This is a genomic window from uncultured Microbacterium sp. (assembly GCF_947632095.1).
Lineage (GTDB): Bacteria > Actinomycetota > Actinomycetes > Actinomycetales > Microbacteriaceae > Microbacterium.
In genome coordinates, this window is the sequence record NZ_CANROA010000006.1 from 1 (window position 1) to 12,549 (window position 12,549).

At 66.6% G+C, this 12,549-nt stretch carries 13 protein-coding genes; 8 read left to right on the forward strand and 5 right to left on the reverse strand.

The window, feature by feature from the left end:
* The 5 genes from Q0Z66_RS03195 to Q0Z66_RS03215 form a co-directional block, all read left to right on the forward strand.
* Nucleotides 1-384, forward strand: a 384-nt coding sequence (locus Q0Z66_RS03195; RefSeq protein ID WP_298037681.1) for a UDP-galactopyranose mutase, incomplete at its 5' end; no start/stop codon positions are given.
* Nucleotides 385-394: 10 nt separating this feature from the next.
* The gene (locus Q0Z66_RS03200) at nt 395-1,192 is read left to right on the forward strand and encodes an ABC transporter permease (protein WP_298037684.1); all 798 of its coding nucleotides are present in this window, start codon (nt 395-397) and stop codon (nt 1,190-1,192) included.
* Nucleotides 1,192-2,295 carry a hypothetical protein gene (locus Q0Z66_RS03205; RefSeq protein ID WP_298037686.1) on the forward strand — a complete coding sequence of 368 codons (1,104 nt, stop codon included), beginning with the start codon at nt 1,192-1,194 and terminating at the stop codon, nt 2,293-2,295. Before Q0Z66_RS03200 ends, Q0Z66_RS03205 begins: the two co-directional genes overlap by 1 nt.
* Nucleotides 2,292-2,834 (forward strand): NUDIX hydrolase, encoded by a 543-nt coding sequence (locus Q0Z66_RS03210; RefSeq protein WP_298037688.1) that lies wholly within the window; start codon nt 2,292-2,294, stop codon nt 2,832-2,834. Before Q0Z66_RS03205 ends, Q0Z66_RS03210 begins: the two co-directional genes overlap by 4 nt.
* Complete coding sequence (locus Q0Z66_RS03215; protein ID WP_298037692.1) at nt 2,831-3,580, forward strand: ABC transporter ATP-binding protein; 750 nt, start codon at nt 2,831-2,833, stop codon at nt 3,578-3,580. Before Q0Z66_RS03210 ends, Q0Z66_RS03215 begins: the two co-directional genes overlap by 4 nt.
* Before the next feature lie 15 nt (nt 3,581-3,595).
* Here Q0Z66_RS03215 and Q0Z66_RS03220 read toward each other — a convergent pair whose 3' ends face one another.
* Genes Q0Z66_RS03220 through Q0Z66_RS03230 form a run of 3 tightly spaced genes read right to left on the reverse strand, consistent with a single transcriptional unit; the run spans nt 3,596 to nt 7,064 of the window.
* Nucleotides 3,596-4,195, reverse strand: coding sequence for a hypothetical protein (locus tag Q0Z66_RS03220; RefSeq protein ID WP_298037693.1), 600 nt, complete (start codon nt 4,193-4,195; stop codon nt 3,596-3,598).
* Nucleotides 4,195-5,157 carry a glycosyltransferase gene (locus Q0Z66_RS03225; protein ID WP_298037695.1) on the reverse strand — a complete coding sequence of 321 codons (963 nt, stop codon included), beginning with the start codon at nt 5,155-5,157 and terminating at the stop codon, nt 4,195-4,197. Before Q0Z66_RS03225 ends, Q0Z66_RS03220 begins: the two co-directional genes overlap by 1 nt.
* Complete coding sequence (locus Q0Z66_RS03230) at nt 5,154-7,064, reverse strand: glycosyltransferase (protein WP_298037698.1); 1,911 nt, start codon at nt 7,062-7,064, stop codon at nt 5,154-5,156. Before Q0Z66_RS03230 ends, Q0Z66_RS03225 begins: the two co-directional genes overlap by 4 nt.
* A 145-nt stretch (nt 7,065-7,209) precedes the next feature.
* On the opposite strand from Q0Z66_RS03230, the gene galE reads away from it, so the two are divergent.
* Complete coding sequence (gene galE / locus Q0Z66_RS03235; protein WP_298037700.1) at nt 7,210-8,199, forward strand: UDP-glucose 4-epimerase GalE; 990 nt, start codon at nt 7,210-7,212, stop codon at nt 8,197-8,199.
* 25 nt (nt 8,200-8,224) lie between these two features.
* On the opposite strand, the gene Q0Z66_RS03240 is transcribed toward galE, so the two are convergent.
* Together Q0Z66_RS03240 and Q0Z66_RS03245 are read right to left on the reverse strand one after the other, a co-directional pair.
* Complete coding sequence (locus tag Q0Z66_RS03240; RefSeq protein ID WP_298037702.1) at nt 8,225-9,526, reverse strand: O-antigen ligase family protein; 1,302 nt, start codon at nt 9,524-9,526, stop codon at nt 8,225-8,227.
* Complete coding sequence (locus Q0Z66_RS03245) at nt 9,523-10,713, reverse strand: O-antigen ligase family protein (RefSeq protein WP_298037704.1); 1,191 nt, start codon at nt 10,711-10,713, stop codon at nt 9,523-9,525. The genes Q0Z66_RS03240 and Q0Z66_RS03245 overlap by 4 nt, the downstream gene beginning before the upstream one ends.
* Before the next feature lie 72 nt (nt 10,714-10,785).
* Between Q0Z66_RS03245 and manA the strand changes: the two genes are divergently transcribed.
* Nucleotides 10,786-11,916, forward strand: a complete 1,131-nt coding sequence (gene manA / locus Q0Z66_RS03250; RefSeq protein WP_298037706.1) for a mannose-6-phosphate isomerase, class I — start codon at nt 10,786-10,788, stop codon at nt 11,914-11,916.
* A 260-nt stretch (nt 11,917-12,176) separates the two neighbouring features.
* Nucleotides 12,177-12,494: a WhiB family transcriptional regulator gene (locus Q0Z66_RS03255; protein WP_298037708.1), complete on the forward strand. Its 318-nt coding sequence runs from the start codon at nt 12,177-12,179 to the stop codon at nt 12,492-12,494.
* Nucleotides 12,495-12,549: the final 55 nt, after the last annotated feature.

Sequence of the window (12,549 nt, forward strand, 5' to 3'; positions counted from 1 at the left end):
CTGAGCTGGCGCACGCTCGACTTCGAGCAGGAGGTGCTGAACATCGGCGACTTCCAGGGCACCCCGGTGATGAACTACCCCGACATGGACGTCCCCTTCACCCGTATCCACGAGTTCAAGCATTTCCACCCGGAGCGCAAGGACCTGTACCCGGCGGACAAGACCGTCATCATGCGCGAGTTCTCGCGCTTCGCCGAGAAGGCCGACGAGCCGTACTACCCGGTGAACACCCCGGCCGACCGCGAAGGGCTGCTGGCCTACCGCGATCTACAGAAGGGGGAGAAGGACGTCCACTTCGGCGGGCGCCTGGGAACGTACCAGTACCTCGACATGCACATGGCCATCGGCTCGGCGCTGTCCATGTGGAACAACACCCTCTCCTAGACTCATAACCGTGAGTCACGCTGCCGTCGGGGCGCCGGGAACACCCCGGCGGTACCTGCATTCCCTCTGGTTGCTCTCCGCGCGCGACCTCAAGGTCCGCTACGCGACGAGCTGGCTCGGATACCTGTGGTCGGTTCTCGACCCTCTGGTGATGGGGGCGATCTACTGGTTCGTCTTCACACAGGTGTTCCAACGCGGCGTCGGCGAGCAGCCGTACATCGTCTTCCTCGTGCTCGCCCTGCTGCCCTGGGTGTGGTTCAACAGCTCCGTATCGGACTTCACCCGGGCATTCCGCAGGGACGCGCGACTGATGCGCTCCACGTCAATCCCGCGGTCCATCTGGGTGAACCGGATCGTGCTGAGCAAGGGCATCGAGTTCCTCTGCTCGATCCCCGTTCTTGCGTTGTTCATCCTCTTTAACCTCGACCAGATGACTGTCAGCTGGTCGCTGCTGTGGTTCCCCGTCGCGATCCTGATGCAGACGCTGCTGCTCATCGGCATCGGCATGCTGGTGGCTCCGCTGTGCGTCCTCTACGCGGATCTCGAACGGACGACGGCGTTGATCCTGCGGGCGCTGTTCTACGCTTCGCCGGTCATCTACAGCGTTTCGGATCTACCGGACCCGTTCAACACCATCGGTGCTTTCAACCCGCTGTCGGGGATCTTCACCCTCTACCGGGTCGGTTTCTTCCCGGAGCAGTGGCAGACGGCACCGGTCGTGATCAGCGCGGTGATGACCATCGTGATCTTCGGGCTGGGCCTCTGGGTGTTCCGGTCGCTCGAGCGATCGGTCCTCAAGGAGCTGTGATGCCGGAATCGGCCCGGCGCATTCTGATCGCGGAATTGGATTCTCCGGCGCAAGCCCAGCGATTCTCCGAGAAGGGGGCGCGCGCGGCGATCACCGAGCTCACGGGGATGCTCCGCGTCGGCGTGCTCGTCTCCGGCAGCATCCTCGTCACAGACGCAATGCTGCTCGATGGCGAATACTTCATGACCCTCGGCCCCGAGGGCGTACTGAACGAGCTCGGTGCGACTCGGGCGGCATTTCCGGTGACGATCACCGGGCCTGATGCGGACCTTCGCGCCGGGTTGGACCGTCGTCGTCGCAACCCCGACTTCCTCTGGTCGATGGCCGCTGCCCGGGACGGGCAGGTGAGCCGGGAGATTCTTCGGCGGTGGGATGCCTGGATCGATCTCGTCGAGTCGGGAACTGTCCGGTACGAGCAGCAGCGGAGCGTCGATGCCAGCCTGCGCACCGGTGAACCGCCCGTCGCCTCCGAGAAGGAGCGCCTGATGATCGAGCAAGCGCGCCTGGGAGAGGAACGATATCGCAGCGAGGCCTGGCGGAAGATCGATGACCTCGATGTCGATGAGGAGACCCGTCAAAGGATCCGTGCCTGGTGGAACGGCGCGTATCTGCGGATGCTGGCGGAGAACGCGGATGCGGACTGGGTCAGTTTCGAAGGCGACTCCTCACGGGGTCTGCACCCGCGCGATGGCGATGTGGATTTCCCCTTGTCCGCCGGTCTGCTCGAATGGGCGCGCACCTCATCGCCCGCCACGGTTGCGATCGCGGGCGACGCTTCCGTGAAGGAACGGGCAGCGCTGCATACGAGACCGACGTGGACGCGTATGAAGGCACTCGCCTTCGCCGTGACTCAGGTCGCCGTGGTCGAGTCGCGCGGCAGCGTCATCCGCGGCTCGCTCGCGAAACTCGCTGTTGCCATACTGGTCGTCGTCCTCGCACTGCCAGGGCTGAACATCGACGCGATCGACAGCCCCTGGACCTGGGTCGCATTCCTCGGCGTGATCGTCACGACCGTGCCCTTCGAATCGCTCTTCGCACTGCTCGCGCTCCTCAAGCAGGATCCGAGAGCCCGGCTCGTCCTGCACGGAAGGGGAACGTCATGACCGATGTCGACTTCCGCGTCGTCTACGACAGCGACGGCGCGCTTCCTGTCCGTCTGGAAGCGGCCCGGGTGGAGGGGGCAGCAGGCGTCTATACACATCATCGGCTCGTCACCGCAGACGGCCGTACCGGAGCTGTCGTGATCGCCGTCCGAGACGGCGCTGTAATGCTGGTGCAGAGCAACCGCATCGCAGCCGGGGAAGAGCTCTGGGAGCTGCCTCGGGGGGCCGGCGACGCGTTCGACGAGGCGACCACCGTCACGGCGCTGCGCGAACTGATGGAGGAGACCGGGTTCCCCGCCACCGCCGCCCGGGTGATCGGTCGCTATGTCACGGATTCCACGGTCTATCCGCAGAAGGTCGCTGTCGTATCCTGTCGCATCGAGGCCGGTGCGATCCCGGGCGAGACCGACGGCGAGATCGCCGACGCCCGGTGGATCCGCACCGACGAGATCACCGGCATGATCAGCAATGGCGTCATCGCCGACGCCCACTCACTGGCCGCACTGGCACTGTGGATGGCAGAAGGAGAACTCTCATGAAAGCAGCGATCGAGGTCACCGGTCTCGGAGTGCGCTTCAGACGCAACCGGCGAGGACGCCGCAGTTTCAAAGACCTCTTCGCCGGTGCCAAGCGCCGCAACAGGCCGGGGGAGTTCTGGGCGCTGCGCGATGTCTCGTTCACTGTCGAGCCCGGCGAAGCCATCGGCGTCGTGGGCCGCAACGGGCAGGGCAAGTCGACGTTGCTCAAGCTCGTCGCGGGCGTGCTCCTTCCCGATGAAGGGAAGGTCTCGGTCAACGGGGGAGTCGCGCCGCTCATCGAGCTCACCGGCGGGTTCGTGGGGGATCTGACCGTCCGTGAGAATGTTCGGCTCACAGCCGGACTGCACGGCATGACGCGGGACGCGGTCACGACCCGTTACGCGGAGATGATCGAGTTCGCAGAGCTGCACGACTTCCAGGAGACGCCCTACAAGCACCTCTCCAACGGCATGAAGGTGCGCCTGGCTTTCGCCGTCGTCTCTCAGCTCGACGAGCCGATTCTGCTGGTCGACGAGGTGCTCGCGGTCGGAGACAAGGCCTTCCGCGACAAGTGCTATCGCCGCATCGATGAACTTCTCGCCGAAGGGCGCACGCTGTTCTTCGTCAGCCACAACGAGCGCGATCTGCGTCGCTTCTGCACGCGGGGTCTCTACCTGGACAAGGGCGGCCTCGTGCTGGACGCGGGCATCAGCGAGGTTCTTGATCGTTACAACGAAGACTCGGGCACGGCCAAGAAGAAGGCCTGATCGGCCTCTGCCCGCTCAGAGACCGACGAGAGCGCGGACCGTCTGCAACGCAGAGGCCGAAGCATCGAGCCCCGCTGTCGCGTTCGAACCGCTGTCGTAGGCCGTGCGCAACGCCTTCAGCTGGGCTGCATAGGCGCCGACCGCGTCGTTCCACTGCGTCGAGATCGAGCTCGGTGCCGGGACGCTGGTGAGTCGCTCCGCATCCTGCTGGAGCTGATCGACGACCTGGGAGGCATCCTGCCCGCTCATCTCGCGCACCATGGTCAGGCCGGTCGTGGCGTCATCGAGACGTGGTTTCACCTGAGCGGCGAACGTGTCGATGTCGGGGTCCGGGATTTCCGGCGGCGTCGTCTGCGGAACCTGTGAGGGCTCCGGAGAAGGCGTCGCGGTGGGGGAGGCGGTCGACGAGGGCGACGGCGACGGCGACGCGGACGAAGCCGTGGGGGACGGACTGGGCGACGGAGCGCCCGCCCGCGGTAGGAAGAAGAACAGCACCGTCCCGACGATCGCCAGTGCGACCACCGAGAGCACGACGATGAGCCAGACCTTGCCGGCGGTGCGCTTCTTCTTCTCGGGGAAGACCCAGACGGCGTGCGGCTGAGGTTCGTCGGACATCATGCCTCCAGAGCGGGCATCGGCTGCCAGGTGCGGTCGCGGCCGACCGTGCCGCCGTCGCGCAGACCTCGGAACAGATTGCTCGTTCCGCGCACCGTGCGCTCGACGAAAACCAGCCGGATCAGCTCCTTGAAGAACGTCGCCGTCGTTCCCAGCCCGAACAGCACCGGGTTGTAGACGCCGTGCACGCGGTAGTACTGCTTGATGAAGCCGCGGTTGCGCATGATGTAGTAGCGGTACGCGTTGCTCGAAGCGTTCAGATGGCGGATGCCCATGTCCCACTGCCTGATCTCGCGGGTGCGGCGCAGCACGAACTCATCCACGATTACAGCGGTCGTCAGACGAGAGGCCATCCATCCGTACATCTGGTCATCCCAGTAGATGAAGAAGCGCGGGTCGGGCAGGCCGATCTGCGCCACGATCGATCGATGGATGAACATGCCCTCGAAGCATCCGCTGTTCATCTCCTTGTAGCCGGACTCATCGAAGCCGGAGGGTGCGAACGGAATCGGGATGCCCATGCGGTCGGCGATGCGGTACTGCCAATAGAACTCGCTGCCGTCGTAGTCGTAACGGCGTCCCTGGATGCTCTTGAAGCGGGGTGCCCACTTGCCCATTCGGGCGAGCCCGTCGGGGACGACCTCGACATCGTCGTCCATCATCCAGATCCACTCGCTGCCGAGCTCGTAGGCCTTCTCCATACCCGCGCTGAACCCGCCGGAGCCTCCGGTGTTCGTCTCGAGCCGGTTGTAGACGAGCTCGGTGCCGAGACGGTCCCGGAAGGACTCGACGACGTCAGTCGTGTCATCCGACGATGCGTTATCGGTGATGATGACGCGACCCGGCTTCGGATCCATCGCGACGATGCTCTCCAGCAGGCCCGCGAGCAGGTGCGAACGGTTGAATGTGACGACGACGATCGCTGCGGTTGCGGGATCGAATGCGACGGGGGTCGCGGTCATGCCTTCTCCTCGAAGATCTTCTGCCAGGACTGCTGCGAGACGAGCTCGGGCAGCGCTTGGCGGTACTGCTTCTGCAACTCGGGCCAGCGGCGCTTGAGCTCGGCGTGCAGGCGCACCGACTCGCGCAGCATCGCACGGTACTTCTTGCGATCGCGCGTATAGATGTTCTTGCCCGAGCCATCGGCTGCGCTGACGAGCGCGCTGTCGAACTGGGGGACGCGCCACCAGTGGGCATCTCCCTTGCCGAACTCGACCTCGGGTTGCGCGACGTTGGCCTGTGCGGGCTTGTGCAGCCAGTGCGCGACGAGAGTCTTGAGCGTGAAGATCCGAAGCTTCAGGCCGGTTGGGCTGTCGAACTCATTCCTCAGCAACTGCTTGTAGACCTGACGTCCCTTGCGTGCGTGCAGCACCGTCGACGGGTCACGGTGGATCACGGTCTCCGGGTAGGACGTTGCGAGAGCCCGCGCGGCGGGCATTGCCGTCGCAAGGTTTTCCTGCATGTGCCGGGGGCCGCGCAGTACATCGCGCAGCGCCTGGTTACGCAACGCAACCGGATAGTACTGCATCATCATGAGGTGCTTGAGGTCGACGCGGCGACTGTGGGCGAGCAGACGGCCGCCGCGGGGCGCAGTGGAGTGCAGGAGGCCGGCCACGATGCGGTTGCGGGCGTGGAAGTAGGCCTGCCAGTCGATCGAGTCGTCCTTGTTGACCCACGAGACGTGCCAGAGCGCGACGCCCGGCATCGACACAGTGGGGAAGCCCGCCTCGCCGGCGCGCAGGCAGAACTCCGCGTCATCCCACTTGATGAAAGCCGGCAATGACAGGCCGACTTCGCGAATCGCGTCGAGGGGGATGAGGCACATCCACCACCCGTTGTAGTCGGCGTCCATGCGCATGTGGAGAAGCGTCGACTGGCGCAGATTCGAGGTGCCGAAGTCGTGAGCCATCTTCTCCTGGTAGAGGTTGCGCCACATGAAGGGGTGCTCGTCGACGACCTCGGCCCAGCCGTGCAGCTTCGGGCGGTCGAGGAGGTCGAACATGTGCCCGCCGACGAGGGTCGGATTCGTCGAATACTGGCCGAAGACGATCGAGCGTCGGAGGGATTCGGGCTCGATGAGCACATCGTCGTCGAGAAGCTGCACGAAATCGCTCTCGGGGCGCTGGAGCGCCTCGTGCATGCCGCGGGCGAAACCGCCCGAACCGCCGAGGTTCGGCTGACGGATCACCTGCAGCGTCTCGCCGAGGTCAGCGGCGACCGCGTCGTAGCCGTCCTGCTCGGTCACGAGCTGGGTGCCCTGATCGACGAGGAAGATGCGGTCGACGAATTCGAGGGCATCCGGTGAGGCTGCCAGCGCCTGCAGGGTCTCGACGCAGTAATCGGGCTTGTTGTACGTGGTGATGCCCAGCGAGGCCTTGCCCGTGCGCGCCGGGGCCTGCTCGGTGGTCCACTCCGCGCCCTCGAGGATCGCGTGCTTCTCGTCGGCGACGATGTCGAACCAGAGCCAGCCGCCATCGCTGTACTGGGTCAGCTCGAGATCGAAGTGGCTGGTCGCCTCGCCCGTCACCTCGCGCGAGTCGACGCGCTGGCGCACACCGGCCCCGTTGGACCGGTAGACGAGGATCGTCGCGGGACCGCTCGTGCGCACGGTGAGTCGCACCTGGCGCACGCTCGTCCAGTGCTGCCAGTACGACGCCGGGAAAGCGTTGAAGTAGGTGCCGAGCGAGACACGGCGACCGGAGACGATCCGGGCGCGGTGGCGACCGAGGATGTTGCCGAGGTGGGCACGGTTCGACACGCGCACCGGCTGCTCGTCGATCGTCGACCATGTTTCAGGGTCGGCATAGAGCGGCAGGAGGTCGGGGTCGCGGTCGAGCGGGAAGACGACGTTCTGAAGGACGTGAGCCACGAAAGGATCTCCGAGATTTGATTGCACGCATGGCCGGATCGGCACTGAGCGGGTTGCTGTGAGCAGAACCCAGCCTACCGCTCAGCGATGTGAAGCCCCGGTGAAGATCGCACCGGTGAACCTGCCGCGCGCTACGATGGGCGCGATGAAGGCTCTAATCACCGGCGGCGCCGGATACATCGGTTCGACTGTAGCGACGGCCTGCCTCGAAGCGGGCATCGAGACGGTGATCCTCGACAACCTGTCCACGGGGCGCGAGGACTTCGGAGTCGACCGCAACCTCTACATCGGCGACATCGCCGATGCGGATCTGCTCGATCGGATCGTCGCCGACCACCCGGATATCGACGTCGTCGTGCACTGCGCGGCGCGGATCGTCGTGCCGGAGTCCGTCGCCGACCCGCTCGGCTATTACGACGCGAACGTCGGCAAGACCATCACCCTGCTGCAGAACCTGCGGCAGCACAAGATCACCCGCATCGTCTTCAGCTCGTCGGCCGCCGTCTATTTCGGCGAGGGGGGCGAGGGCGTCGACGAGAACGCGCCGCTCGCGCCGTCGAGCCCGTACGCCATGACCAAGGCGATGGTCGAGAGCATCCTCTCCGACGCCGCAGCATCCGGCTCTCACCGCGCGATCGCCCTGCGCTACTTCAACCCGATCGGCGCCGACCCCCGGCTGCGCACGGGCCTGCAGAACCCGACCCCGTCGCACGCGCTGGGCAAGATCATGCAGGCGCGGGAAGCCGGGGAAGCATTCACGATCACCGGCACCGATTGGCCGACGCGCGACGGATCCGGTCTGCGCGACTACATTCACGTGTGGGACCTCGCACTCGCGCACGTCGCCGCCGTTCAGCGCTTCGATGCGGTCGCCACCGCCGCTGAGCCCTATCGCGTCATCAACATCGGTACCGGTGACGGGGTCACCGTGCGCGAACTCGTCGGCGCATTCGAGCGCGTCACCAAGCAGCCGCTGCCCGTCATCGAGACCGAACGGCGCCCCGGCGACCAGGCCGGAGCCTTCGCGATCGTCGATCGCGCGAAGGACATGCTCGGCTGGACGGCCGAGCGATCCGTCGACGATGGCGTTCGTGACGCCCTCGCCTGGGCCGACAAGCTCCGTTCTCTGAGCTGAAGGGCATGCTCCGCGCCGCGGGGGATCACTCCTGTGGCGGCAGCGTCGAGATCGTTCCGGTCTGCGCGGCGTCGATGTCCTCGCGCCAGGATCGCGACTGTCCGGCGCGCAGCGCGCACAGCACCAGCAGCAGCCAGCCGGCGCCGGCGATCGTGAAGCTCTCGAACATCGAGTCGACGGCGAGCGTGACGAGCACCAGCGGGGTCCAGGCGTAGACGACCGAACGCCGCACGCTCGCCACCAGCCACGAGCGAACCAGGGCGACGCCGCCGAGCACGAGGAACAGCAGCAATCCGGCGATGCCGAGCTGCAGCAGCACGTCGAAGTAGGCGTTCAGTGCGGTCTCGTGCCGGTCGGCGAGCAGATAGTTGATGTAGGTGAAGGGATACTCTCCGCGCGCCCAGACGCCGAACCAGCCCCAGCCCTGGAAGGGGTTGATGGCGACGAAGTCGAGGATCGTGTTCCACAGATCCGCACGGGTCGAGAAATCCGATCCGGCATCCATCCAGGCGATGATCTGGTGACGGAAGAAGAAGGCGACGGCGAGAGCTGCGGTGACCAGGCCGCCGAGCAGCCACTGCACGAGGCCGCGTCGACGCGCGGGAGTGTGGCGCACGATCGTCAGCGCTCCGGTGGCGGTGCCGACGGCCGCGGCCAGCACGAGCACGGTCGGGGAGGCGGAGAGCAGCGCGAGGAAAGCGGCGACGGCGATCGAGGGGATCGCGAGCGGGGCGGCCACCGAACGGGTGCGCCACTCGATCACGAAGGTGATGAGGGCGATCACGGCGACGAAGCCCATCATGTTGCGGGTGCCGAAGACGCCCTGCACCGGCCCGCCGAGGGCGATGTTCCCCTCGACGGAGAGGAAGAGGATCGGCATGTCGATGAGGATGCCGGAGAGGATCTCGACCCCCAGTGACAGTGCCAGCAGCGTGCGCAGGGTGTCGCCGATCGCCCGGACGGTCTGCAGTGTGTCGCGTACATGTCCGATCGTGATGGCCATGAGCGCGAAGCCCAGCATCCAGGCCCAGCCCGCGAGGGTGCCCGAGCGATCCGTCGACCAGAACACGCTGATCAGGGCGAGGGCGAGGAATATCAGCAGCGACGAGGGGGCGAAGCGCAGCGCCGACAGCTCGGCGCGGCGGACGACGAGGATCGCCATTCCCAGGATGCTCATCAGCAGCACGATGGTCGCGAACGTCGTCCTCGAGGTCAGATGCACGATGAGGAACGACCCGAAAGCGGTGGTGAGGGCCGCGAGCGTGTACGCGCGGGCCATGTCTACCGAACCGAGCAGGCGGCGAAGCGGCGTCTCGACGGGGGTCATGGGATGCGCCGTGCCCGTCGTCCGCGCTCCGTCACCCGCGCCTGCTCCCGGAGGCCGACACCCACGAGGGGCACCGATTTGATCTTGAATGAGAACAGCACCAGCAGCATCCAGCCCCACAGCAGAGCCGATGATGATCCGGCGAGGGCCTGAACCGCCGCGATCACGATGCACAGAAGGGGGAGCAGGGTCAGGGAGGAATAGGGGCGGTCGGCGCGCAGATCCCAGCGCGGGCGGTCGGCCGCGAAGAACCAGGCGCGCCACAGGAGGCTGGCGACCGCTATGCACAGCACGACGGTGCCGACGACGCCGACCTGGGCGCTCGCATCCATGATGTTCGCGGGATCCGGTGCGTCGCCCGCTTCGCCGAGAGCCGCGAGGAGAGCTCGGTGCAGGATCGCCGTGGCGGTGATGAGGATGAGGATCAGGATGCCGCCGACGGCGTACACGCGTCGGCGCGCCGAGATGGCGCTCGTGCGCCGGATGGTCAGGGCGAAGACGAGGACCACGGCACCGGCCGCAGCGCCGAGATAAGCGGTCGCGGATGACGCGGAGAAGAGGAGCGCTGCGGCGAGGACGCCCCACAGCGCGGTGGTCGTGCGCCAACGGCGTCGTCGGGCGAACTGGATGCCGAAGACGACGATCGCGAGGGCGCTGAGGCCGGCGAGCAGGGCCGGATTCCCGCCGAACTGGAGGAAGCGGTCGTCGTGGAAGAGGCGAGCCCCGGCCTCGGCGGTGAGCGCCAGCCCCAGTATCCACTTCAGCGCGGAGGCGAGGGATCGGATGATCTCGTCCCAGGTGAGGACGAAACCGATCAGCAACGACATTCCCGCCGTGGCGAGCAGCGCGGCGGTCATGACCAGCGAGTCTGTGGCGGATCCGGACCAGAGGGCGGATGCCGCGGCGATGAGCGGGTAGGCCAGAGCGACCCAGGGGAGCCTGCGCCAGGGGAATGCATGCGGTGTCTGACGGGCGATCATCGGTGCGGCGATCGCTGCACCGGCAAGAGTGGTCACGAGGAGCGCCGCGCCAGAGAAGAGGCCCCCGAACAGCGAGAGCAGAGCATCGTGAGCCAGCACGGCGATGAACGCGATGATGACGTAGGCGCGCAACAGCAGACGGCCCGTCGACTCGCGCTCCGGCGCGGTGGGCGGGGCTTGCACGGGATGCTTCGTGTACTGCGCCATCGGCTTCAGGCTACCGCGCCGGGCGTGCGTGCGTCGGCCGGCATCGTCGGAGCTCCTGGGTACGCTGGCCTCATGCTTCTGAGACTGTCGAACACGCCGCGCGATTACGCCTGGGGCTCGGCCACGCTCCTGGCCGAGCTCGAGGGCCGCGAGCCCACGGGAGGGCCCGAGGCGGAGGTGTGGTTCGGGGACCATCCGGGCGATCCGGCCGACCTCCCCGACGGCTCGACGCTGGATGCGGTCACCGGGGGAGAGCTGCCGTACTTGCTGAAGCTGCTGGCGGCCGGTGCGCCGCTGTCGATCCAGGTGCACCCGACGATCGCTCAGGCGCGGGAAGGGCGTCACCGCGAGGAGCATCTCGCCGCGGATGATCCGCAACGCAACTATCGCGATGACAACCACAAGCCCGAACTGATCGTTGCCGTCAGCGACCGCTTCGAGGCCCTGGCAGGGCTGCGTCCCATCGCCGACACGCTGCGCCTGCTGGATGCTCTCGGGCCTTCGGTCGGCGTCGCGCGGCTCCGGGCCGTTCTGACAGCGGGCCCCGATGACGCGGGAGCGTTGGGCGACGCCGTGGAGTGGGCCCTGTCGACCGCTGCGCAGAGCGAGATCGACGACATCATCGCGGCCGTGACGGATGCTTCGTCGGAGGAGTTCGCCGCGGAGATCTCGGTCGTGCGCGGCATCGCCGATCAGAACCCCGCCGACCGGGGCATCGTCGTCGCGCTGCTCATGAACCTCGTCGTTCTCGGTCGCGGTCAGGGCGTCTTCCTGCGCGCGGGGATGCTGCACGCCTATGTATCGGGGCTGGGCGTGGAGATCATGGCCGCGAGCGACAACGTGCTGCGCGGAGGGCTCACTCCGAAGCATGTGGATGTGCCCGAGCTGCTGGCGATCCTCGATGCCGAGCCCGGCACCGTGCCGGTCCTGTTCCCGGCAGTCGCCGGTTTGGTGACGTCGTACTCCGTGGACGTTCCCGATTTCTCGCTGCGACGCCTCGAACTCGTCGGCGAGCCGGTCACGGTCCCGATCCACGGCCCCGCGATGGTCCTCGCGACCGCGGGCGCCGTCGCGGTCGCGGGCGAGGCGACGCGTGAGGAACAGTCCATCGGGATCGGCACCGCGGTCTTCGCCTCGACCGACGAGGCCGGGTTGACCCTCCGCGGCACCGGAGAGGCGTTCATCGCCCAGCCCGGGCGCTGAGAACTCCTCCGGTCGGCGTGCGCTGAGCGCAAGGGTCTCGTTTCGGGATCGGTTTGCCCTCCGAACGCCTCGGAACGCCCATCGTGCGGCGCGAGTGCCGCGGAATTCCGTGTCGGCTGACAAGACACGCCGACGACACGCCATGAACCTTCAATAGGATCTTGAGGGTTTACTATCTGCGACTTGACCCGACGGAATGACACGGGTGTAATTAGGTGTGTTGGGCCCAGCGGGGGGCATTGAGAGGGCAGGAGAACGATATGACGGTTTACCGTTCCGACGTTCCCGAGAACTGGTTTGTCGATCCGGTCAATCTCGGGGTACCAGGAGTCCGGCGCCCGGAATCCGATGACGACACGGCGCTCTCCTGGCAGACCGACGCACTCTGCTCCCAGACCGACCCGGAAGCCTTCTTCCCGGAAAAGGGCGGCTCGACGCGCGATGCCAAGCGCATCTGCTCCTCCTGCGACGTCCGCGGCGAATGCCTCGAGTACGCGCTGAAGAACGACGAGCGCTTCGGCATCTGGGGCGGCCTCAGTGAACGCGAGCGCCGCAAGCTCAAGCGCCGCGCGGTCTGAGCACCCGGGCGCGCCGATGCGGCTCAGCATCCTCAGCACTCCCAGCGCCTAGGCT